Annotated in this window: 13 protein-coding genes and 1 pseudogene; 3 read left to right on the top strand and 11 right to left on the bottom strand. The window is 68.2% G+C overall.

The annotated features are described in order from the left end of the window. Nucleotides 1-884 precede the first annotated feature (884 nt). Entirely contained in the window at nt 885-1,961 is a 1,077-nt protein-coding gene (locus tag WAQ08_RS07020; RefSeq protein ID WP_422190360.1) for an oxygenase MpaB family protein, read from the top strand. Here the strand turns inward: WAQ08_RS07020 and WAQ08_RS07015 are convergent. Genes WAQ08_RS07015 through WAQ08_RS07000 form a run of 4 tightly spaced genes read right to left on the bottom strand, consistent with a single transcriptional unit; the run spans nt 1,949 to nt 8,806 of the window. After that, the gene (locus WAQ08_RS07015) at nt 1,949-4,366 is read right to left on the bottom strand and encodes an efflux RND transporter permease subunit (protein ID WP_422190358.1); all 2,418 of its coding nucleotides are present in this window, start codon (nt 4,364-4,366) and stop codon (nt 1,949-1,951) included. The genes WAQ08_RS07020 and WAQ08_RS07015 overlap by 13 nt on opposite strands. Further along, nucleotides 4,363-5,553 (bottom strand): YCF48-related protein, encoded by a 1,191-nt coding sequence (locus WAQ08_RS07010; protein ID WP_422190356.1) that lies wholly within the window; start codon nt 5,551-5,553, stop codon nt 4,363-4,365. Before WAQ08_RS07010 ends, WAQ08_RS07015 begins: the two co-directional genes overlap by 4 nt. A 4-nt stretch (nt 5,554-5,557) precedes the next feature. After that, entirely contained in the window at nt 5,558-6,910 is a 1,353-nt protein-coding gene (locus WAQ08_RS07005) for a DUF1329 domain-containing protein (protein ID WP_422190354.1), read from the bottom strand. Between the two features lie 27 nt (nt 6,911-6,937). After that, complete coding sequence (locus WAQ08_RS07000) at nt 6,938-8,806, bottom strand: DUF1302 domain-containing protein (protein ID WP_422190352.1); 1,869 nt, start codon at nt 8,804-8,806, stop codon at nt 6,938-6,940. 183 nt (nt 8,807-8,989) lie between these two features. Between WAQ08_RS07000 and WAQ08_RS06995 the strand changes: the two genes are divergently transcribed. Next, nucleotides 8,990-11,731, top strand: coding sequence for a LuxR C-terminal-related transcriptional regulator (locus tag WAQ08_RS06995; RefSeq protein WP_422190350.1), 2,742 nt, complete (start codon nt 8,990-8,992; stop codon nt 11,729-11,731). Here the strand turns inward: WAQ08_RS06995 and WAQ08_RS06990 are convergent, their stop codons facing one another. From WAQ08_RS06990 to WAQ08_RS06980, 3 genes are all read right to left on the bottom strand, one after another. Next, nucleotides 11,732-12,895, bottom strand: a complete 1,164-nt coding sequence (locus WAQ08_RS06990; RefSeq protein ID WP_422190348.1) for an acyl-CoA dehydrogenase family protein — start codon at nt 12,893-12,895, stop codon at nt 11,732-11,734. A gap of 74 nt (nt 12,896-12,969) precedes the next feature. Next, the gene (locus WAQ08_RS06985) at nt 12,970-14,157 is read right to left on the bottom strand and encodes an acyl-CoA dehydrogenase family protein (protein WP_422190346.1); all 1,188 of its coding nucleotides are present in this window, start codon (nt 14,155-14,157) and stop codon (nt 12,970-12,972) included. Between the two features lie 92 nt (nt 14,158-14,249). Further along, on the bottom strand, nt 14,250-16,265 hold the full coding sequence (locus WAQ08_RS06980) for a hypothetical protein (protein ID WP_422190344.1): 2,016 nt from the start codon (nt 16,263-16,265) through the stop codon (nt 14,250-14,252). 190 nt (nt 16,266-16,455) lie between these two features. On the opposite strand from WAQ08_RS06980, the gene WAQ08_RS06975 reads away from it, so the two are divergent. Then, complete coding sequence (locus tag WAQ08_RS06975; protein ID WP_422190342.1) at nt 16,456-18,171, top strand: GMC family oxidoreductase; 1,716 nt, start codon at nt 16,456-16,458, stop codon at nt 18,169-18,171. 115 nt (nt 18,172-18,286) lie between these two features. Here WAQ08_RS06975 and WAQ08_RS06970 read toward each other — a convergent pair whose 3' ends face one another. From WAQ08_RS06970 to WAQ08_RS06955, 4 genes and pseudogenes are all read right to left on the bottom strand, one after another. After that, nucleotides 18,287-20,356 carry a CocE/NonD family hydrolase gene (locus tag WAQ08_RS06970; RefSeq protein ID WP_422190340.1) on the bottom strand — a complete coding sequence of 690 codons (2,070 nt, stop codon included), beginning with the start codon at nt 20,354-20,356 and terminating at the stop codon, nt 18,287-18,289. 166 nt (nt 20,357-20,522) lie between these two features. Then, a complete protein-coding gene (locus WAQ08_RS06965; RefSeq protein ID WP_422190338.1) occupies nt 20,523-21,527 on the bottom strand; it encodes a helix-turn-helix domain-containing protein in 1,005 nt (334 codons plus the stop codon). 122 nt (nt 21,528-21,649) lie between these two features. Then, nucleotides 21,650-23,053, bottom strand: a complete 1,404-nt coding sequence (locus tag WAQ08_RS06960; protein ID WP_422190336.1) for a putative bifunctional diguanylate cyclase/phosphodiesterase — start codon at nt 23,051-23,053, stop codon at nt 21,650-21,652. A 176-nt stretch (nt 23,054-23,229) separates the two neighbouring features. Next, a pseudogene (locus WAQ08_RS06955) lies at nt 23,230-23,964 on the bottom strand (GntP family permease); the annotation flags it as partial.

Raw genomic sequence — 23,964 nt, 5'->3', positions numbered from 1 at the left:
CACGGGTTTGCGGCCATCGTCGCTTTGGACAAATCTCCGTGGGGTGCTTTTCGGTGCACTGTTTGGCGTGCATGGTGTGTGGCGCTTTGTCGAGGCAGCGCGGGGCGCGGGATGTGGGGGCGGCCGACTGGGCTTCGATGTTGTCGGTCACGCCTGCGGCGTGACTGCCCTGCGCTGCTCGCGGCGAGGTGGGGCCGCATAACTCGCTACGCGGCTTCGCCGCTGCGCTCAAACAGATGCGGCCAGTCAGCTCACGAAGCATGCGCTGCGCGCATGCCCACCTTGCCGCTGCGCTGCTCGGCGACAACAAGGCGCCCCGCCGGCCGCCCCCACATCCCTGTTTCGCCCCGCTGGTGGCGTGCGCAGCATGCTGCGCGGTGCGGCAACCTTTGCGTGATGGCGCAGCCCCATGTTCTTGTGAGCCGGTGCGAAGTCAAAGGGCAAGGGCCTGCGCATGCGGAGAGCGGGGCATCAAGGGCTGAGGGGGTAACTGGCGGGGCGCCTTGTTGGCGTCGGAGGCGCGCAGGGAGGGGCAGGTTTGCGCCTGGCCGCAGGCCAGGGGATGGCGAGCATGTTTGAGCCCTGAAAGGGCGAGTTGCGCAGCCACCTGTCCCGTACGAGCACGCGGAGAGCAGTCACGCCGAAGGCGTGACCGCCAACATTGAAGCCCCGCCAGTTACCCCCTCAGACCCCGCCCCGCGCTGCCCCGACAAAACGCTCAACTTGACGCATGCAAGACATCACGGAAAGAACCCTGAAAGCCCCAACCTGAATCGTCGGAAACGACGATGGCTGCTGCATCCCCCCGTCTCTAGCGTGCTGCCACACCCCCGGTCCGCGCACCGGGCGGCTCACGACCTGCATACACACGGAGCACCAGAGACATGAGCGAGACCCCTTCCACCGGCGCCCCAGGGTGCCCCTTCTCCGCCGCCGCGCCTGATCGCGCCGCCGGCCCCGAACACCGCCGCAGCTTCGGCCTGTGGCGCAACCCCGCGGTCCAGCAGGAAATCGAATCCCTCGATGCCAAGCGTGATTGCCAGCGCATCGTCTACCTGCTCACGGCCTACGAGTTCCCCGCCGACATGCAGCGCTCCACCGAACTGGCCCTGTTCCACACCTACGGCAGCCAGACCGTCTCGGCCCTGCTCGACCGCACCAAGCAGTTCAGCAAGCACGGCCAGAAACGCTACGACGACACGCGCTTGCTCATCGCCCAGTACATCGAAAGCGGCTGGGAGGCCGACAAGGGCCGCCGCTCCATCGAGCAGATGAACCACATCCACTCCTTCTACCGCATCGAGAACGAGGATTTTCTCTTCGTGCTGTGGACCTTCCTGGACTTCCCCAAGCGCTGGCTGCAGGACTACGGCTGGCGCGCCATGACCGCGCACGAGTGCGAAGCCTGGTTCCACTACTGGATCGAGATCGGCCGGCGCATGAACCTCACGGACATCCCCGCCACCTGGGGCGAGTTCGATGACTTCGTGGCCGAGTACGAATCACGCAAGCTCAAGTACTCGGTGGCCAACGAGCACGTGGCCCAGGCCACCATCGACATCATGGCCGCCTGGCTGCCCAAGCCGCTGCGCTTCGCGGTCAAGCCGGCCGTGTCCGCGCTGGTGCCCGATCGCCTGCGCCCCGCCGTGGGCCTGACGGATCCGCCAGGCTGGCTCAGTGCGCTCATGCATGGCGTGCTCAAGGCCCGCGCCGTGTTCAAGCGCTTCGTGCCCTATGAGCGCTATCCCACCTTGCTGGCCCACGGCGTGAACCGCACCTACCCCAGCCACTGCTACCGCATCGAAGAGCTGGGCCCGGCCTTCGCGCACCGCCGCGCAGGTCAGGCTGCCAACGGCAAGGCCCCGGACGGATCGCCCGGGGCCTTGCATGCACTGGATGACGAGGCGCACGAAGCGGCCGGGGTGGCCGCCACTGCTACCGCTACCGCTCAACGCGACTGAAACGCCAGCCCGCCCTGTGCGGGTTGCTGGCCGGGCTGCACCGGCTGAGCCGGTGACGGCTCGCCGGCGGGGCGCCGCCCCAGCCCCATCACTCCGGCCAGCGCCGGGATCAGCAGCACTGCACCGATCATGTTCCACAGGAACATGAAGGTCAGCAGCAGCCCCATGTCGGCTTGGAACTTGATGTCCGACAGCACCCAGGTCAGCACGCCGGCCGCCAGCGAGATGCCGGTGAAGGCCACGGCCAGGCCGGTGGTCTTCATCGTCTCCAGGTAGGCCTCGCGCAGCGGCAGGCCCTTGCGCAGGAAGGTCTCCAGGCGGTTGTACAGGTAGATGCCGTAGTCCACGCCGATGCCCACGCCCAGCGCGATCACCGGCAGGGTGGCCACCTTCACGCCCAGGCCCATCACCGTCATCACGGCCTCGCACAGCAGCGAGGTGATGATCAAGGGGATCAGCAGGCACAGCGTGACGCGGATGGAGCGGAACTCCAGCATCAGCAGGCCCGCCACGATGCCGTACACCAGCAGCAGCATCGGGCGCCAGGCCTTCTCGACCACCTCGTTGGTGGCAGCCTCGATGCCGGCGTTGCCTGCGGCCATCAGGATCTCGGCGTGCGGGCCGGCGTGGGCCGCCGTGAAGGTCTCCACCGTCTTGATCACGCCCTTGAGCGTGGCCGCCTTGTGGTCGGCCAGGTAGGCGATCACCGGGATCATCGAGCAGTCGTCGTTGTAGAAGGCCTGCGGGATGGCCTTGTGCGCCGAGTTCGAGATGTAGCGGTTGCGCGAGACGGTGGCCCACTTGAGGTTGCCGCCGTAGCTGCCCGAGATCACCTGCTTCATCCAGTCGAACAGCGACATCGTGCCCTGCACGCCGGGCGTCTCTTCCAGCGCCCACTGCAGTTGCGTCACGGTGCTGGCGGCCGCGTAGGCGCCGCACTCACCAGGCGGTGTCTTGACCATCACCACGAAGGCATCGGCGCTGGTGGCGTAGTGGCTGGTGAAGAAGGCCACATCCTGGTTGTAGACCGAGTTGGGCCGCAGCTCGGGCGCGCCCGGGTCCAGGTCGCCGATCTGCAGGTCGCGGCTGACCACGAAGCCGGCCACGCCCACCACGGCGGCCACGGCCACCACGCCCCAGGCGCGTCTGCCCGACGCCAGCGAGGCGATGGCCGAAGCCAGGCGGTGCGGGCCTGTCGCGCGCCGCTCTGCCGCCCGCAGCCCGGCCTTCGAGATGCCGGTGTAAGACATCGCGATCGGCAGCAGGAACATCTTGGTGAAGATGATCACTGCCACGCCCACCGAAGCACTGATCGCCAGTTCACGGATCACGCCGATGTCGATGATGAGCAGCGTGGAGAAGCCCACCACATCGCACAGCAGCGCCACCGTGCCGGGCACGAACAGCAGCGAGAACGTGGCCTTGGCCGCCGTCAGCTTGCTGGCGCCCTTGTGGCTTTCGCTGGCGAAGGTGTTGATGTTCTGCACCGCGTGCGACACACCGATGGCAAAGGTCAGGAAGGGCACCAGGATCGAGTACGGATCCAGCCCGAAGCCCAGGGCATGCATGATCCCCAGGTGCCAGACCACCGCCAGCAGGCAGCAGCCGATGGTGACCAGGGTGCTGCGCCAGCAGCGCGAGTAGATCCACAGCAGCACCGTTGTCAGGGCCACCGTGAGCGCGAAGAACAGGCCGATGGCCGCCGCGCCGTGGATCAGATCCCCCACCAGCTTGGCGAAGCCGACGATGTGGATGCGGATGCCGGGGCGCTCATAGCGCTCGCGCAGTTGCTTCTCCAGGCGGTCGGAGAACACGGCGTAGTCCAGGTGCTCGCCGGTGTCGGGGTCGTTCTCCAGCAGCGGCGCCACGATCACGCTGGACTTGTGGTCGTTGGCCACCAGGCTGCCCACCAGGCCCGCCTTGGCGACGTTCTCGCGCACCACGGCCACATCACGGCGGATGCCCAGGCTGCCGAAATCGGCCGGCACGACCTTGCCGGAGCGCAGGCCGTCTTCGGTGGCCTCGAACCACAGCGTGTTGGGCGTCCACAGCGAACGCAGGTTGCCCCGGTCGATGCCGGGGATGTAGAAGACCTCGTCGGTGACCTTGCGGACCACCTCGAGGTATTCACGGTTGTAAATGTCGCCATCGGTGGCTTCCACCGCGATGCGCACGGTGTTGCCCAGCGGACGCAGTTCATTGACGAAGCGCAGGCTGTTGACGATGAAGGGGTGCGTGGAGGGCACCATCTTCTGGAAGCTGGCGTCGGGCCGCAGCAGGCTGGCCTGCCACAGCAGCACCACCGAGGTGATCGCGAAGAACAGCAGCCACAGGGGGCGTCGCGAGAACAGGGCGTGCTCGGCCGCGCGTTGCAGGCGGCCGGCCCCGCCGGTAGGGGAGGTCATGGTGCGGTCCTTCTCAAGTCGACCTTGTCCAGGGTGTGCACGGCGGCACCGCCCAGGCCCACGGTGACGAGGGCGTTGTGCTTGAGCAGCGCGACGCTGCTCAGGCGCTTGACGGGCAGGCGATCGTCCAGAGGCTTGAAGGTGGCGCCTTCATCGCGGCTGACCAGAACCTGGCCTTCCTCATTGAGCAAGAGGGCGCCGCCGGGGATGGCCTCGGCGGCCACGATGGAGCGGGCGCTGTGGCTGTTGACGGGCTTCCAGTTCGCGCCGCCATCGACGGAGCGGAACACGTGGCCGTTGAAGCCATAGGCCGTGAGGCCCGCGCCGGGCAGGGCCAGCACGCCGTAGAGGTAGCCGTTGTAGCCCGTGGCCGAGCGTGTCCAGGTGCGGCCCTGGTCGGGCGATGCGAACACGGTGCCGTTCTCGGCGGCGATCAGGATCTGGCCGTCGCGGGTGAGCGTCAGGCCGTTGAGGTGCAGGCCTTCGGGGTTGTCCAGCCGGTCGCCGATGTAGGCCCACTGCTTGCCGCCGTCGGTGGTCTGGAAGAGCTGGCCGAAGGCGCCTGCGGCCACGCCGCGGTCGGCGTCGAAGAAGCGCACGGCCAGCAGTGGGCGCGAAGGGCCGGCGGCGATGGCCGCTTCGGCCGCGGCCACGGCGTCTTCGGCCTGCAGGCGCTGGGGCGAGGGATCCTCGGCATTGCCGGGAGGCAGCTTGTCGAGCTGAGCCTTGGCGGCTGTCAGGATCAGCGGATCGGCCTGGCGGCCGTCGAGCTGGCGCTGCCAGGTGCTGCCGCCATCGCGCGTGGCCAGGATCACGCCGTCGTGGCCCACGGCCCAGCCGGCCTTGTCGGTGGCGAAGCTCACCGAGGTCAGCATCACCGAAGTGGGCGTGGGGGACTGGCGCCAGGTCTTGCCCTCGTCATCGGAGAGCAGCACCAGGCCCGCTTCACCCACGGCCACCAGCCGGTTGCCGGCCTGGGCGATGTCGGTGAGCAGCTTGCGCGCGCCGTGCACGGTGGCCGGCGCGGGCTGGGTCAGCAGGTCGATGGGCTTGGCTTGGCCGGTGCTGCGGGGCGGCTCGCTGGCCGCCACCGCCGCACACAGGGACAGCACGAGGGCGCCTTGAAACAGGCGGCGCCCCTGCCGCGCCCGCAGGGCCGGCACGGGTTGCAACAGGGGACTGCTCATGCGTTCAGTTCCCGATGCGGCGCAGCGCGTCCGGTGTGAAGTCCGACGGCTTGAGCGGCACGTTGAACTGGATGGGCTTTTCCTCGTTGGTCAGGCCGCTGGACACGTAGCGGCGTGCCTGCAGGTCGTACTGGGCCGAGCCGCCGATGAAGAAGGCGGGTGCGTTGTAGTACTGCACGCCGAAGATCTCCAGCACGCGCCACAGCTCGCCGCGGCCGTCGTACAGGTCGCCGTGGGCGATCTGCCAGGAGTCCTCGTCCAGGAAGTACACGCGCTTGCGGTACACATGGCTCTTGCCCGGCTTGAGCGTGGCCTCGACCACCCACACGCGGTGCAGCTCATAGCGCACCAGATCCTGGTTGTAGGTGCCGGCCTTGATGATGTCCGCGTACTTCAGGTTCTTGTCCGTGAGCTTGAAGTTGTTGTAGGGGATGATCATCTCGCGCTTGCCCACCAGCTTCCAGTCGAAGCGGTCGGGCGAGCCGTTGAAGCCGTCGTAGTCGTCCACGGTCGACAGGCCGTCGACGCCATTGCGGGGCGTGTCGTAGGACACCTCGGGGGCGCGCAGCACGCGGCGTGTGCCGGGGTTGTAGACCCAGGCGGCGCGCGGCTGCTTGACCTGGTCGATGAAGTCATGCGCCAGCAGGGCGTCGCCGGCGATGCTTGACGGTGCCTTGTACGTGGTACGGAAGTAGAACAGCACGTTCGAGCCGTTCTTCAGGCCATTGCTGAAGATGGTCTCTTCGTGGCGCTTGACGGGCGTGAACGAGCCATTGGTCTGCACCGGGAACTCTGTCTGGTCGCGGATCAGCGTGTCGCCGCGGTAGCGGAAGGCGTGGTTCCAGATCGCCTCGGCACCGGTCTTGGGAATGGGGAAGGGCGTGGTGCTGGCCACCTGGTTGAGCACCGAGTTGCCTTCGTTGGCGGACTCGATCTTGCCCGCCTCGTTCTTGATGATCTCGTAGGCCGACTCGGGGAAGGCTGCGGAGCGGCGGGTGGGGTACACCTCCATCTTGTAGCTGGGGTAGCGCTTGAGCAGGGCCAGCTGGCCCGGGGCCAGCTTGTCCTTGTGCTGCTCGGCGTTGGCCGCGGTGATGGTGTAGAGCGGCTTGTCGGCCGCGTAGGGATCGGCCCAGCCCTTCTTGGCGTCGAAGCCTGCAGGCGCCTTGGTCAGGCCGCCTTCCCACTTGGGGATGGTGCCTTCCTTGTTGCCGGCGCGCTCGGCGCCAACGGGGGTCAGGTCCTTGCCCAGGCGTTCGATCTCGGCGGTCGTGAGCTTGGCATGGGCGGCCGTGAGGCCGAGCACGCACAGCGCGGCCAGGGCCGTTCGGGCGTGGTGATGAATGCTGCGTGTCATGGATCGGGGTCTCCAGTGTTCTGTGGGTCAGAAGCTCGCGCCCAGCACCAGCGCGAAGAAGTCGCGGTCGTGGAAGCTGTCGAAGCGAGCCTTTTCGTTGAAGGCCGTGTAGCTCACATCCAGGGTGTAGCGCTTGGCGTAGTCGAACTTCACGCCCGGGGAGATCACGTGGCGGCCCTGGCTGAAGACGCCATCGGCCGACCAGCCCTTGACATCCTTGGAGATGAACAGGCGGGGCTTGACCACGACGCCCGGGATGGCGTCCGGGTACTCCAGCTCGACCAGGGCGCGCACGCCCCAGGCGGTGGGGGTGACGTAGCCGTCCTGCGTGCAGTTGGCCTGGTTGGTGGCGGCGGCGGGGCAGGCGCCACCGTAGGCCGCGTGCGGACCTGCACCGTATTCAAAGCCACGCCCGTAGCGCACGCTGCTGTACGGATCGCCGATGCCGTTCCAGTGCTGGAAGGCCACTTCGCCCAGCACCGTGCCGGAAGACGCACCCATCACGTTGGACAGCAGCTTCATGGTCGAGACCTGGATCTGCGTCTTGTCCTTGAGGTCGTAGCCGCGGTTGTAGGTGTTCGAGCCCAGGGGCGATGCGGTCGAGCCCCAGCGTGGGGCCATGGGGCCGACACCGACGGTGCCGCCGGGGCCAGGCGCTGCCATGGCGTAGAAGCCATCGACCGAGCTGATCTGCACGGGGTAGTCCTGCGTGAAGCTGACTTCACCCGACACCGACCAGCCCTTGATCACGGTAGAGGCGGACAGGCCGAGCACCTTGATCTTGTCGGCCGAATAATCCCAGAACACCGAGCCGAGTGGCGTGCCACCCAGATAGTAGGCCGAACCGGGCACCGTGGTCGTGTCACGCACGCCAGAGAGATTGGGCACGTGCGTGGTGTAGCTCACGTAGTAGGCGCCGACCTCGGTGTCGATGGACTCGACCATCTTCTTGAAGGCCAGGCCGAACTGGTTCTGGTCCTCGCCGTCCTTGTCGTCCAGCAGCGAGAAGCGGAAGTTGGGCAGCGCACCGCCCATGCCACCCATCCAGTGGTCACGCGAGCTCTGCACGCCGAACACCGTGTCGTTGGCCACCAGGGTGGAGCCGCGCGTGCAGTTCAGCGCCGTGGCGGGCGACCAGTAGGTGCCGCAACCGTCGATGCTGGTGCGCTTCCACTTGAACTGGTAGAAGGCTTCCAGCGACGCACCGTCACCCAGGCCCAGGTTGGCCGACAGCTGCGGCACGGGCAGGATGGCTTCCTTGAGCAGCGTGCCCGACTGGCGCAGCGCGTTCACGTCCAGCACCTGGTACTGGTTGATGCCGGGCACGAACAGGCTTTCGCCGAAGTTCACCACGTGCTGGCCCAGGCGTACCTTGAGCTGCGCGGTGTCTGTCAGGTCGAAGCTGCCGTACACATAGGCATCGAGCAGTTCGGCGCCGCGGAACTTCGACAGGTTGGTGTCGAACTGCGAGTCGTCCAGGCGCGAATCAGGCCGGTAGTCGTTGCTGGGCGCGCCGAAGGGCACGCTGCTGCCGCTCAGGCGCAGGTTGTCCCACAGCTTGGCGCGCAGCATCAGGCCGTAGTCGTCCTTGCGCAGGTTGACGTCGCCGATCACCCGCACGAGCGTGCTGAAGTTGTCGCCGCGCCCGAAGTTCTTGTCGGCCGAGGCGGTGTAGGCCGAGCCCGAACCGCCATCGCCCACGCCGAGCAGATCCTTGTCGATGCCCTTGGCGCGCCAGCCGCCGCTCACCGAGGCGTTGAGCGACCAGATGGCTTCGGCGCCGTTGCCGAATTCGATGGTGCCCGCGTGTGCCGTGACGGCGCAGCCCCAGGCCATGCACGCCATGATGTGCAGTGGCTTCAGGCGGAAAGTATCCCCATTGATCAAGACTCCCATGTGGGTCTCCTACGTTGCTTGGATGGAATCGCCAGGGCACTGTATGAAGACGTGTCTGCGCGCAACATCGTCACTTCGGACGATTTGGGCGGGGCTGTGCGGGCTGCGCGTAAACCCTCTGCCTTGAGGGGCGCGATTCACTCAAGATGACCGCGTTTTCGGGGTTCATGAGTGAGTCTGTCCATGTCATCGCCCGCTTCGTCCACCGTGCTTCAGCCGCCCGTATCGCCCGGTGCCGCGGTGATTGCCGCCAAGACCAGCCCACCGGCCGCACGGGCCAATCACGTGCATCGAATGGCCATCGTTGAACGCGCTGATGGCGGCGCGCATGCCCGGCTGGTGTTGGTGCGGGCGCCTGCCGGTTTCGGCAAGACGACGACCATGGCGCAACTGCGTGAACGCCTCGAAGCCGCTGGCGTGAAGACGGCCTGGCTCACGGTGGACCGCGCCGACAACGACCTGCCGCGCTTTCTGCAATGCCTGGCGGCCGCGGTGACGCACCTGGTGGAAGGTGGACGCGCGCGCGGGCTGCTGGGCCTGGTGGATCAGTTGTCGGCCTGCGAGCAGCCTTTCGTGCTCTTCCTCGACGATGTCGAGTGCATCCATGAGCCGTCGGTGCTGGGCATGATGCGTGAGCTGATCGAGCACCTGCCCCATGGGGCCCAGGTGGTGGTGGGTTCACGCAACGTGCCCGAGCTGGGCCTGGGGCGCCTGCGCGCCCACGGACAATTGCTGGAAGTGGATGCCGAAGACCTGCGTTTCTCTGTCGAGGAGACGAGCCGCTTCTTCGAGCTGCGCGGCAACGGGCACCTGCCGGCGGAGGCCTTGAGGCAGCTCCACAGCAAGACCGAAGGCTGGATAGCGCCCTTGTGGCTGGCTTCCGTGGCGCTGGACAAGCGCGGCCTGGACAATGACTTCATCGCGCAGTTCTCGGGCTCAAACGTGGCGGTGGCGCAGTACTTGGCCGATGCCGTGCTGGCACGCCAGCCGCGCGATGTGCGCCAGTTCCTGTTGCGCACCAGCGTGCTGCACCAGCTCGATGCTTCGCTGTGCCACGCGCTGGCGCCCCGCGCCGAAGGCCAGACCCTGGCCGATTGCGAACGCATGCTGCAGGACATGGAAGCGGCCGACCTGTTCATTCGGCCCGTGCAGCCTGTGCCGGGCTCCAGCGCCCAGCAGGGCTGGCGCTATCACAGCCTGTTCGCCGACTTCCTGCGGGGGCACCTGGCCCGCGAACAGCCCCATGAGTTCGCGCGCCTGCACCTGGCCGCCTCATCCTGGTACGAGGCGCATGGCCGCCCGGTGCCCGCCATCGACCACGCCATCGAGGGCGGGGACATCCCCCATGCCCTGGTGCTGCTGGCACAGCATGCGCAGCGCTTCCTGGAGCAGGGGCGCATGCGCCTGCTGCACCGCTGGTTCGGGCTGATCCCTTCGGCCGCGCTGGCGGGTTACCCCCGGCTGGAGGTGATCGCCGTGTGGGCGACCTGCTTCGTGCTGGGGCCCTCCCAGGCCTGTGTGCAATTGCAGGCGGCACCGTGCAATGCCTCGAACGATGCAGAGGTGCAGGTCAAGCTGCGCGCACTGCGCCCGCTGCTGCTGGCCATGACGGACCAGTACACCGAGGCCATGGACGCCGGCCGCAAGGCCCTGGCGCAGATGCCCACGGGCTGCTCGTTTTCCGACATCGGGCTGATGAACATCCTGGCCCATGTGGCGTGGGTGCTGGGTGATCCGTCCACCTCGCACCAGTTGCTGGACAGAGCCCGCCGCACGCCCAGCAGCAATGCCTTCACGCACTCCTACACGGAGTCGGTGGAGGGCATGCTCGACCTGCACGAGGCCCGCCTGCACCAGGCCATGGCGCGCCTGCGCATGGCCCTGGGCGACAGCGGCATGCCGGGGCACAGCTCCCACGGCAACACCTGGGGCGGCGTGCTCTACGCCAGCGCGCTGTACGAGGTCAACCGGCTGGACGATGCCCAGCGCCGCTTGAACGTGTACCTGCAGCAGGCCAGTGCCGGTGGCCTGCCGGACCACATGATCATGGGCCACGCGATCCGTGCCCGCATCGCGCTGGCCCGTGGGGATGTGGCGCTGGCGCTGGAGGCGCTGGCCGATCTGCAGTACCTGGGGCACCAGCGGCGCCTGCCGCGCGCCGTCGCTGCGGCTGCCCTGGAGCGCGCCCGCATCCATGTGTTGCAGGGGCAGTCCCGCGTGGCGCGCGATGCCCTGGCCAGTGCCGAGGTGGCCGGCGTGTGGGACGACCCGTTGATCCAGCGCCTGCCCTCGCACGACCTGGAGTACCTGGCCCTGGGCCGACTGCGCTGGGAACTGGCGTTTGGCGATGCGCGTGCAGCCAAGCCCCTGGTCGAGGCGGAACTGGCGGCGGCCGAGGCTGGTGGGCGCCATCGTCGGGCCATGAAGCTGCGCCTGCTGCTGGCGCTGGCCCAGCATCGCTGCGCGGACATCGCGGCCAGTGCGGCCACCATGGAGCTGGCCTTGCGCCAGGCCTGCCAGGAAGGCTTCATGCGCCTGATCCTGGACGAGGGCGGTGCGATGCTGGCGCTGGTGCAGCGCGTGCAGGCGCGTCAGGAGGATCTGGGCGCGCAGCAGGCCGACCCGGTGTGGGTGGAATACCTGCAGAACCTGGCGGCGGCCCTGGAGGCCTTGCCGGGGGCGGTGGGGCTGGGTCAGGCCGAGGCCAGCACGCCGGGTTCGACCGGCGCCAGTGCCATCACGCCGCAGGAGGTGCGCATCCTGCAACTGCTGGCCGAAGGGCATTCCAACGGCGCGCTGGCCGTGCGGCTCAATGTGTCGGACAGCACGGTGCGCACGCACCTGCGCAACATCAACGCCAAGCTCAACGCGCACAACCGCATGCAGGCGGTGGCCATGGCGAGGCGCCTGGCCGTGATCCCCTGATCAGCGCGGTGCCTGCTGCGTCTGGTGTGCCTGCGCGATGCGGTCGATGTGCCAGTCGCTCGGGCCGAACTGCTGCTCGATCATCGTGGCGCGGCGGAAGTAGTGGCCGATGGCCAGCTCCTCCGTCATGCCCATGCCGCCATGCAGCTGCACGGCGCCTTGCCCCACCAGGCGGCAGGCGCGGTTGACGCTGACCTTGGCCGATGAGACAGCCGTGGCGCGTTGCTCGGCGCTCGCATCCTGCAGCAGCGGGAGGGTGGCGGCGGTCAGCGCGCGGGCCTGCTCCAGCGCCAAGTGCATGTCGGCCAGCCGGTGCTGCAGGGCCTGGAAGCTGGCGATGGGGGCGCCGAACTGGCGGCGCTGGCGCACGTAGTCGAGGGTGTCGCGCATCAGGCGCTGCAGCACGCCCAGGGCTTCGGCGCAGGTGGCCAGCGTGGCTTCGTCCAGCGCCTGCTCCACCAGGGGGCGCGCCTGGCCGCGGGGGCTCACGCACTGGGTGGCCTGCACGGGCACGTTGTCGAAGAACAGCTCGCTGGCATGGCCGCCGTCGATGGTGCGCACATCGGTGCGCCGGATGCCGGGGGCCTGTGCCGGCACACACAGCAGCGACACACCCTGGTCGCCCTGGCCGGCCCGCGGATCAAGCGCCGTCACCAGGAAGTCGGTCGCCCAACGCGCGCCGTGCACCACCGTCTTGTGGCCGCTCAGCAGCAGGCCATCGCCAGACGGATGCGCGCTCACGCGGGTGCGCAGGCCTTGCCAGCCATGCCGCGCGGCGGGCTCGGTGTGAGCGAACGCTGCGATGGCGCGCCCTTCCAGGATGCGGCCTAGCAGTGTTTGCCAGGCTGGCTCGGGGCTGCCCTGCAGCAGGCTGCCGGCGATCACCGCCGTCGAAACGTACGGCCCCACGTACAGCGCTTCGCCGAAGGCCTCCATGATCAGCAGGTGCTCGGCCAGGCCACCGCCCAGGCCGCCCTGGTCTTCGCCAAAACCGGCGCCCAGGATGCCCAGGTCTTCGGCCAAGGTGCGCCACAAGGGCGGTGTGTCGTGGGCCTGGTCCAGCTGGTGCAGGCGTTGCTCCAGGCCGTGCTGGTCTGCCAGGAAGCGCGACAGGCTGTCTTGCAGCATGCGCTGGGTGTCGTCGAGGTCGAAGGGCGTGCTCATGAAAGGTTGTGCCTGAAGGTCGTGCTGGGCGGACAGGGCCGAAACGGGAGGGCGCGTGTGAGGCGTGCGGCTGCTCAGCGCGACAGGATGTCGGCGGCGATGAGGTTGCGCTGGATCTCGTTGGTGCCGGCGTAGATGGAGGCGGCCCGGTCGTTGAGGTAGGCCGACATCGCGAAGGCCGCTTCTTCCGGGATGCCCAGTGCATCGCACTCGGGCATGGGCACGCGCAGGTGGCTGGGGTGGCCGGCAATGGCCACGCCCAGCTCCGTGATGTGCTGGCGCAGCTCGGTGCCCAGCAGCTTGGTCATCGAGGGGCGGATGCCGGGGGGCTCACCGCGCTCGTGCGCCTGCAGGGCCTGCATCTCCAGTGCCTCCACCGCATCGATGCGGCAATGGGCATCGGCCAGCGCATGGCGCAGGCGGGCGTGCTCGGCATCATCTTGGGGGCCGGTGCCCGGGAAGGCCTCGGCCAGCGCTTCGTGCAGGCGGCGCAGGCGCGATCGCAGCTGGGGCGCCCAGGCGTTGCCGCGCTCGTGCTGCAGCAGGTACTTGGCGATGGCCCAGCCCTGGTTTTCGCCACCGATCAGGCCATTGGCCGGCACGCGCACGTCGTCGAAGAAGACCTGGTTGAGCTCGTGATCGCCCGAGATGCTGATGATGGGGCGGATGGTGATGCCCGGCGTGTCCAGGTCGAAGCACAGGAAGCTGATGCCCTGCTGCGGCTTGCCGCCGCTGGCCGTGCGCACCAGGCAGAACATGCGCTTGGCGTACTGCGCGTGCGTGGTCCAGATCTTGGTGCCGTTGATGACGTAGTGGTCGCCGTCACGGACGGCCTTGCACTGCAGCGAAGCCAGGTCCGAGCCCGATTGCGGCTCCGAGTAGCCCTGGGCCCAGTAGTCTTCGCCGGAGAGGATGCCGGGCAGCCAGCGCTGCTGCTGCTCGGGTGTGCCGAAGGCGATGATCACGGGCCCGACCATGCCGGTACCCATGGGCGCCAGCGGCGGGGCGTCGGCCTCGCAGAGCTCGCGGTTGAACAGATAGAGCTGGCGCGGCGACCAGCCGGTGCCGCCGTGTTCCACGGGCCAGCGCGGGGCGCTCCAGCCCTTTTTGGCCAGGATGCGGTGCCAGGCGATGCCCTCGGGGTAGTCGGCGAAGATGCCCGAGCAGCGACGGCCGTCGCGGCGCAGCTCATCGCTCAGGAACTCTTGCAGGAAGGCGCGCACATCGTCGCGGAAGGCCTTGTCGGCATCGGTCAGGACCATCGGGAATCGCTCCAGGGCATCGGTGGCGCGAAGTGTTCCAGCTTCGCGCCCCGGGCCCAATCGTCGAAACTGACGAATGCGCGCTCTGTCGTCTACAAGGTCTTGAGGTACTCCAGGATCGCCCAGCGTTCCTCGTCGGTCAGCGACTGGGTGAAGGTGTGCCCGCCGCTGCCGTTGCCGTACAGGTGGCTGTTGAAGATCATGCGTGACTGGATCTGCTTGTCCGTGACGGGCGGCGGCGACTGGTAGGCCAGCGAGTTGTTGGCCGCCACGGCATTGGCGATGCCGGCGAAGACCTGGTCGATGGTGCTCATGCCGTTGCTGCAGGGCAGGAAGGGCGAGGCCGTGTTCTGGCTGTTGTTGCAAGGCAGCTCGGTCACCTTCCAGCCCAGCTTCTTGAAGTCATAGGCCGACAGGCTGCTGTCGTAGCCCTGGTTCTTGCCACCGATGCCGGCCGGCGTGTAGCGGCGCTGCCAGATCTTGGGGCGGTCCGAGGGCTTGAGCACGTCCCACAGCGTGGGCACGCTGCCGTTGTGGAAGTAGGGCGCGCCCTGCCAGGCACCGTACAGCGGCGGGGCCACGTAGCCGAAGGGCTTGAGCCATTCGTTGGGGCCGGTGGGCGAGTAGGTGGGCGGGGCGCCATAGCCCAGGTCGTAGGTGCGGCGCGGGATGCGGCGCAGCTGGCTGATCAGCAGCTTGTCGTTCCAGCCCTTCCACTTGGGGTTGAGTTCGTTGTAGGCCCACCAGGAGGTTTGCCAGGCGCGGCGCTTGCGGTCGTCCTGCATCAGGCCCACGCGCTTGTCGTCGGTCTGGATGGTCTCGGTCGGGGTGATGACGCCGGCCACGCCCTTGAGGCGCGGATCGGGCAGGAAGGCGGGGTCGGCCGCGTGGCGGGGCGAGTACACGCCGTGGCAGCTGGCGCACGAGCCATTGCCGGGCTGCTTGGGGATGTCGGCGTTGGCGCCATTGGCCCACAGGTCACGTTCGTGGAAGAGCACGGCGCCCTTTTCGGCCAGGGGGACGTCGATGGCGCCCTGATCCCAGGCGGGCGGAGACAGCGACAGCAGCCAGACGTTGATGTCCTCGAACTCGTAGTAGATGTCGCGGCGCTGAGCGGCGCTGCGCGTGAGGTTGGCCACGGCGAAGGCCATCTCCGAGCGCACGTTGTCGGAGGTGAGGGCGCCGTCCCAGAACTGGCGCGTCTTCCAGGCACGGTGATACCAGTGCGGGGCCTTGGACATGCCGGCCGCGTGCGAGGGGAACCACTCCAGCACGCTGGGCGAGAGCAGCAGCGAGTCCATGTCCCAGATGGCGGGCAGCGCGTCGAGGATGCCGATGGCATCGCTGGTGCCGCGTCCCACGCTCCAGGGGATCGGCGCCAACTGCAGGATCACGGTCGGCCCGTTGGCGCGGAAGGTGTCGGATTGGCCGAGGCCCGCATCGCCCGCGTCATTGGAGCGGCCGAAGCTGAAGGGGCGCTCGTCAGGGTTGCCCAGGCGCGAGTCGTGGCAGCCGGAGCAGGTGGAGCCCAACTGGCCGTTCCAGCGCCCGTTGTCGTCACGGCCCTGCAGCAGGCCGATGGGCAGCTGGCCGCTGCCGCCGTTGGTCTTGTTCGGATCCTCGCCGGGCAGCGGGTAGGGGTTGTGCCAGGGCGCGGGGGCGGAGCCGTAGCGCTTCATCACCTGGTCGTCGAAATCGGCCGGCCGGTTCTTGAGCCCCCACACCTTCCAGAGCTGGTTGAAGCCAGCGATGGTGCCGAAGGACTGGAAGTACTGCTTGCCGGTGATGTACTTGAAGCCGCGGGCGGAGGCTGCCCGGAACTCACCGCAGGTGCGCGGGCGGGCCGGCAGCTTGTTCACATAGGGCTCGGGCGGGTTGTGCAGGTCCACGAACCAGGCGTTGAACTGCACGGCGCTGCCGGCGCGGTTCACGCCGGGCACGACCAGGGTGCGCGGGTCCAGCGGTAGCACGGTGGCATCGGGCTGGCCTTCGCAGGCTGCGCTCCAGGGCGCGCGGTGGGCGGGCTGGTCCAGCAGGGGCAGGGCGGCCAGGGCCGGGGTGCAGGCGAGCAGCATGGGCGCGGCCATGCCTTTGAGGTGGCAGAACATCGTGGGGTCTCCTGGGTGCAGGTGCCTTGGAACTGCCGTGTCGTGTCGCGCGGGCCAGGCGGATCCCTCGCAGCCCGAGCACACTAGGCCTGCGCCGGCCCAGGGCCCCTCGTCAGGAGCGACGATTTTCGGACGGCGCCGTGAGGTGGGCTGGGTCGAGGGTTTGCCGCCTGAACCGTCGAATACGACGATGGCCGTGTGTTTGCGTGCAGCGGAGCATCCCGGCCATGTTCGTGCCTTCGATGTCCTGACCGCCGTGAACCAGCCTCTCTCATCCATCAAGCCTGAAGACACCTTCGATGTGATCGTGGTGGGTGGTGGCACCGCTGGCAGTGTGCTGGGCGGCCGCCTCAGTGCCGACCCGGGCCTGCGCGTGGCCGTGCTGGAAGCCGGCGGGCGCGGCGACAGCTGGGTGGTGCGCGCGCCCGCGGCGGCCGTGGCCATGCTGCCCACGCGCCTGAACAACTACGCCTTCGAGACGGTGCCCCAGCCCGGGCTGGATGGCCGGCGCGGCTATCAGCCACGTGGCCGGATGCTGGGCGGCTGCTCGGGCATGAACGCGATGGTCTACATCCGCGGCCACGCCAGTGACTACGACCAGTGGGCCGCCCTGGGCAATCCCGGCTGGTCCTATGCGGACCTGCTGCCCTACTTCCGCCGCAGCGAAGACAACGAGCACTTCGAGGACGCGTTCCATGGTCGTGGCGGCCCCTTGCCCGTGAGCGGGCTGCGCACGGGCAATCCTTTCCACGAACACTTCCTGGAAGCCGCCCGCCAGGCCGGGCACCTGATCAACCATGACTTCAACGGCGCCACGCAGGAAGGTCTGGGCGCCTACCAGGTGATGCAGCGTGATGGCGAGCGCTGGAGCGCGGCCAGGGCCTTCCTGCACCCACACATCGGCCAGCGGCCCAACCTGGATGTGCGCACCGGCGTGCAGGTGACGGGGCTGTTGTTCGAAGGGCGCCGCGTGGTGGGCGTCGAAGGGCTGCAGCAGGGCCGGCCTGTTCGCTTGCGGGCCCGGCGCGAGGTGGTGCTCAGCGCTGGCGTGTTCCTGTCGCCGCACCTGCTGATGCTGTCGGGCATCGGCCCGGGCGATCAACTGCAGCGCATGGGCATCACCGTGCGCCAGCATCTGCCCGGGGTGGGTGAGAACCTGCAGGACCACCCAGACTTCATCTTTGCCTACCGCGCGCGCAGCCTGGACCTGATGGGCTTCTCACCGGCCGGCCTGTGGCGCACCGCGCGCGAGATCGGTCGCTACGTGCGCCACCGCACCGGCGCCATCAGCAGCAACTACGCCGAGGCCGGCGGCTTTCTCAAGACCGATCCCGCCTTGCCCGCGCCGGATCTGCAATTGCACTTCGTGGTCAGCATCGCGGAAGACCATGCACGGCGCCTGCACGCGGCGCACGGCTACTCTTGCCACGTGTGTCTGCTGCGTCCGCGCAGCCGGGGGCGCGTCACCTTGCGCAACCCCAACCCGCTGGAAGCACCGGACATCGATCCGGCCTTCTTTGCCCACCCCCAGGATCTGGAGGACATGGTCAAGGGCTACCGGATCACCAAGGGCCTGATGGACGCGCCGGCCCTGGCCTCACGCCGGCAGGCCGAGCTGTTCACCGCCGGTATCGAGACTGACGAGCAGATTCGCGCCGTGCTGCGCGCCCGCACCGATTCGGTCTACCACCCCGTGGGCACCTGCCGCATGGGGCCGGATCAGATGGCCGTGGTCGATGCGCAACTGCGTGTGCATGGCGTTGAGGGCCTGCGTGTGGTGGATGCCTCGGTGATGCCGACGCTGGTGGGCGGCAACACACAGGCCCCGGTGGTGGCCATCGCGGAGAAGGCGGCGGACCTGATCCTGGGCAGCGAAGCCCCGATGGCCAGCCCGCTGGCGGCCTGATCCGCCGCGGCACACACCAGCGGCGAGCGCCCGCCTGACCCACCATGGACAAAGCCCCTGACGGCTTGCGCCGTCAGGGGCTTTTGACCTTCAAGCAGGCCTTAGCCTGCGTCGATCAGTTCAGCGCGCTGGCCGGCACCACCGGCAGCACCACGCTGGAGGGGCGGTTGGCATCGCTGAAGATGGTGGTCACGCCGCCGGCGGCTTGGGCTTCCTGGGGCTTGGGCCACACGCCCATGGCCTGGTTGCTGGCGCTGATGGCGATGCGCAGTTTCTGGCCCTTGCGGATCAGGGCCGCAGCCGGGAACACCTCGACGGACACCTGCATGGCCTGGCCAGGGATCACCGGCAGGCGGGCGGCCTCGGTGAAGGGGTGCCACGGCTGGATCATCACGCCCTTGACGTAGCGCGAGCGGGTGGTGTCGATGGCGCGGTGGCTGACGGCCAGCAGGCCGGTGGACAGCGGCGTGGCCTTGCCCAGGATGTCGACCGCATCGACGCGCACCGAGACGGCCGCTTCGGTCTTGGTGGTCGCCACCCACAGGTCAGCCTGGATGGGGCCGTTGAGGTACATGTCCTGGGTCTGGAAGGGCGTTTCGTAGATGGCGGCGCCCTGCGACTTCTCGACCGTGTTGCTGTTGGTGTAGCAGGCCTTGGGCAGCAGGCCCGAGATGCCCAGCGACCACTGCACCATGCTGCTGGAGCAATCGCTGCCGTCGTTGATCTCGACGCTGGCGCTCACGGTCTTGCCCGAATCGCTCTTGGCGTAGGTCACCACGGCGGCCTTGGGCTCCTTGACGAAGCGTGCGGTCTCGCCGCTGCCGGGCTTGGCGGCGGTCAGCGTCTGGTTGCCGCGCAGGTACAGGCGCGTCGGCGTCATCTGCGGGTGCGGCCAATCGGTGGACTTGCTGTAGCGGGTGGTGCCCAGCACGCCGTAGCCTTCGACGAACTGCGTCACGTTGGGCAGCGAGGCCGCGCCGGTGTTGATGCCGCGCACGTACTGGTCGAACCACTGCAGCATCAGCGAGGCCGAGCCCGGCGCGCCGTTGCCCAGCAGGTTGTTGGCACCGGTGGCGGCGGCCAGCACGGCCTCGGCGTGCGAGCCCTTGACGATCAGCATCTTGGCGTTGACGTTCTTCTTGAGTTGCTCATAGAGCAGCGGCTCGTCGCGCTGGAAGATGTCGTTGGACGAACCCACGATGAAGGTGGGCACCTTGATGCGCGAGGCGCCTTCGATGGGCGAGCGCACGGCCCAGAAATCACCGTCGTCGGTGGAATAGCCGGTCACACCCGTCATGGCGCCGTCCACGGTGGGCAGGTACCAGCTGTCGATGGAGGCGATGTGCTCTTGGTTGGCCTGTTCGATCTGCTCGGACCAGGTCGGGAAGTTGAGCTTGGCGATGTCGTTCTGCACGCTCAGGGTGTGCGTGAGCGGCAGCCACAGGCTGATGAACTTGGCGTTGAGCAGGCCGCCGATGCCGACGGTGCCGCGGTAGGCATCGCCCATGGGCACTTGCGCGAACACGGCCTTCACGGCGGGGTGCTGCTGCTTGGCGGTCTGCAGGCTGGTGATGCCCAGGTAGGAGGTGCCGGCCAGGCCCAGCTTGCCGTTGAACCAGGGCTGCTGGGTGACCCAGTCCACCGCCGCAGCGTAGCCCTCTTGCTCTTCGGTGCCCAGCAAGGCGCCTTCACCGCTGGACATGCCGGTGCCGACCACGTCGACCGCGACGGACACATAGCCGCGCTGCACCATGAACTTGTCCTGACCGCCCACCAGCAGGGAGTTGCCCGTCTGCACCACATAGCCCAGCAACTGGCCCAGGTCGATGCGGTAGGCGGTCTGCGTGAGGATGGCGGGGAAGGTGCCGGCCACCGGCTTGCCCTTGGCATCGGCCGGCACGGTCACGCGCACGGCCAGCTTCTTGCCGTCGGCCATGGTGATGAACTGCAGCGGCAGGCTCACGGCGTCGGCGTATTCGGCGGCGCGCTTGTACTCCTTCCAGGTGCTGCCCGCGTTGCTCGTGATGGCGGTGCTGTCGCTGGCGGTGCTGCCGCGCGTGCCCAGGGTGGTGGTCTGCGCGGTGGCGGTGGTGCCAGCAGACAGCGCGATCAGGGCAGCGGCGATGGTGCTGCGCAGCGCGAAGTGGCGGCTCGAGCGGGTAACCGGAAAAGTGGATGTGAACATGCGGTGTCTCCTCGATAACGCATTGGGAGCGTGGTTCTGTTGTGAGCCCCATGCTAGAAGGGCCGGCCCCGCGATCCAATAGCCGTACTGACCAATCTATTTGCCGAGGCGTGCGGTGTTTTCCCGGCGCGCATCCGGGGGGAGTTCGGGTTTGTCCGTGGGTTTGTCAGGCCATGCGGCCTTCGCGCCAGGCCGATGGCGTGACGCCCGCCCAGCGCCTGAACGCCCGGTGGAAAGTGCTCACTGAGGAGAAGCCCAGGGCATCGGCCACCTGCTTGAGCGGCAGGGCGCCATCGGCCAGCAGGCGTTCGGCGGCCAGGCGCTGGCATTGCTGGACCAGGTCGGAGTGCGACAGGCCCAGCATCTGCAACTGGCGCCGCAGCCGCCGCTCACTGATGCCCAGGTGGGCGGCGGTTTCCTGCACCGAGGCCTGGTGCGGAAAGGCCTGCAGCACATGCTGGCGAACCTGCTCGGCCAGGTCGCTGCCATGGCCCTTGGCGGCCAGGGCCAACTCGGCGCGGGTGCGCGCGGCGGTGTAGGCCAGCGGGTCGTGAGTGGGCTGGGGGGCGTCCAGCAGGGCCGGGTTGAAGACGATGGCGCATGCGGCCTGCCCGAAGCTGAGATGGCGCCCGAAGGCGGCCGCGTAGCGGCCTTCCAGGCCCTCGGGGCAAGGGTAGGGAAACTGGATCTGAAGGATGTCGCGCGGCTCGGCGCCGGCCAGCCGCAGCATCTGCATCGTGCTGCTGATGACCTGCTCGGTGCGAAAGCGCCCGCTGCGGCCGCGCTGCACCAGGGGCTCGATCTCGAGGCGTGCGCTGCCTGGTGTCTCTACCAGTTCAACCTCGCAGCGCTGCAGGGCCAGAGGGCTGAAGTACAGCAGATCCGCCAGCACCTGGCGCAGGCTGGGGGCCGACAGCGCCAAAGGCGTGAAAAGCCGGAACTGCATCATCGCGATGCTCTTGCCCACCACCAGGCCGAAGCTCCCATCGCCACTGGCTTCGATGGCGGCGGCCATGGCCTGGTCGAACACGTCCAGGTCGACCCAGGTGCCTGCCTGCTCCAGGGCATCGATCGAATCGATGGCGCAGCGCTGGGCGATCAGGCGGGCGTCGAAGCCTTCCACGTCGAGCGCGGACGCCAGGATCTTCAAGTGGGTGGGAGAGACTTGCATGGGACACCGTCGGTCGAGGGTGCTGGAGCCTGTTGGCTCGATCCCTCGTTTAATGCAACAGTGTTGCGGGTTTTTCGCCGCGCGGAAGGCTCAGGCGCCTCGGGCTTTCCCTAGGTGTATGTTCAGGCCAGCTCTGTCGGTACGGCCGTGGGGCTTGCAGGCGCAGGGTCTGGCACGCGGGGCGCGCGCACGAAGGCCTCGAACTGCTCGATGGGCAGGGGCTTGCTGAACAGGTAGCCCTGGTAGGCCAGGCAGTCGTTGTCGCGTAGCCAGTCAAGCTGTTCGCGGGTCTCGACGCCTTCGGCGATCACCATCAGGTTCAGGCTGCGGCTGAGCGAGACCAGCGTGCGCACGATGGCCATGTCGTTGGGGTCGTTGAGCAGGTCGCGCACGAAGCTCTGGTCGATCTTGAGCTGGTCCAGCGGCAGGCGCTTGAGGTAGTTCAGCGAGGAGTAGCCGGTGCCGAAGTCGTCCAGCGACAGGGCCACGCCATGCGACTTGAGCTCGGCCATCTTGCTGACCACCTCGTCCACGTCCTTGACGAGCAGGCTCTCGGTGAGCTCCAGCTTGAGGCGCGAGGGCTCGATGCCGCTGCGGTGCACGATCTCCAGCACCTGGGAGACGAAATCCGGCTGGCGGAACTGCGAAGCGCTCACGTTGACCGAGAGCGAGAGCCCCGCCGTGCGCGGATCCTGCGCCCAGTTCAGCAGTTGCGCGCAGGCCTTGCGCAGCACCCAGTCGCCGATGGGCACGATCAGGCCGGTCTCTTCGGCCAGGGCGATGAACTTGCCCGGCAGGATCATGCCGCGCTGCGGGTGCTCCCAGCGCAGCAGGGCCTCGGCGCCGATCACGCGGCCATCCTCGCGCACCTGGGGCTGGTAGTGCAGGCTGAAGTGGCCCTGGGCCAGCGCGGTGCGCAGATCGTCTTCGATGGCGTTGCGGGCGGCCACGTCCGACTGCATGATCGCCAGCACCATGGCGATGCTGATGAAGCAGGTGGCGTTGTTGATCCACACGGTGATGGCGCGTGTCTCGATGGGCGGCTGGTAGGCCGGGTTGGTGATGCCGATGTCGCTACCGGCAAAGATCAGGCAGGCCACGAAGCTGGCCACGGGCAGGCCCAGGCGCAGGTAGGCGTTCTCGCCCCGAAACAGCAGGTAGGACGCCGCGGCCACCGTGAGCAGGTGCATGTGCGCCGAACGCGCCACCCCGGCAATGGGCGTGTCGAACAGGCAGATGATGCAGACGACGATGAGCAGCGTGTGCACCGACAGCAGCGCGGCCAGGCGGGTGCGTTCCGTCAGGGTGCAGCCCAGCGCGATGGCGCCGATGGTGGCCAGGGCCAGGTCCATCGACATCAGCAGCCATTTGGCCTTGAGCAGGTAGTAGCCGCCCCAGCCCAGGCCCAGCAGGATGCACATGGTGCTGCCGAACAGCAGCAAGGCCTTGACCCGGCGGCGGTGCTTGTCGCTGACCGCCAGGCCGTGCAGGGGTTGTGAGAACGAGGTGAGGCGACCGCCGAGCATCGGTGGGAGTGGGTACTGCTGTTGCCGGACATCCGGCTCAGGCAAATCCTCACATAGCCAACAGGTGTTTGATACCCGGGGGATCGCTCGGTTGTGTCAACTAAGACCGCCCTGGCGCAAGCCGATCATGCGGGGTCATGCGAACTTAAGTGGAAACCCGCAGGCCTTGGCCCAGGCTAGAAGCTGCCGAAGTGCGAGCCCAGCGCGATCACAGCCACCAGCGCGATGATCGGCCCGATCACGCCCACCATCACGATGTCGACGTAGCTGTCGCGGTGCGTGCAGCCGCACACGGCCAGCAGCGAGACCACCGCGCCGTTGTGCGGCAGGCTGTCGAGCGTACCCGCACCGATCACGGCCACGCGGTGCAGCAGGGCGGGGTCCAGCCCGGTCTGCTGGGCCAGTTGCAGGTAGGTGGCGCCCAGCGCATCAAGCGCGATGGTCAACCCGCCCGAGGCCGAACCGGTCAGTGCCGCAAGGATGTTGGTGGACAGGGCCAGCGACACGAGTGGCCCGCCCCCCAGGCCCAGCACCCAGTCACGCACGGACGCGAAGGCGGGCAGAGCCGCGACAACGGCGCCGAAGCCCACCAGGCTGGCCACTGACAGCACGGGCAGCACAGCGGCGTTGGCGCCCGCGTCGATGCTGGCCTTGGGGCTGGCCAGGCGCGGGCGCTGCAGGGCCAGCAGCGTGAGGATGCCGGCGGCCAGGGCCAGCAGCACGGCCCACACGCCGCCCATGTGGCTCAGCGAGATGCCGCCAAAGCGCGCCTCGGCCAGGTAGCTGGTGTCCAGCCGGGGCAGCAGCCACAGGCTACACAGCAGGTTGACCAGCACGACCACCACCAGCGGCGCCACGGCCACCCCGATGCCGGGCAGGTCGCGGTTGGAGGGCGGGGCAGGGCGTGAGGC

This window comes from Aquabacterium sp., assembly GCF_049274795.1.
Taxonomy (GTDB): Bacteria; Pseudomonadota; Gammaproteobacteria; order Burkholderiales; family Burkholderiaceae_C; genus Aquabacterium.
Note: the sequence above shows the minus strand (reverse complement) of the source record. Positions and strands in the feature narration are given on the sequence as shown.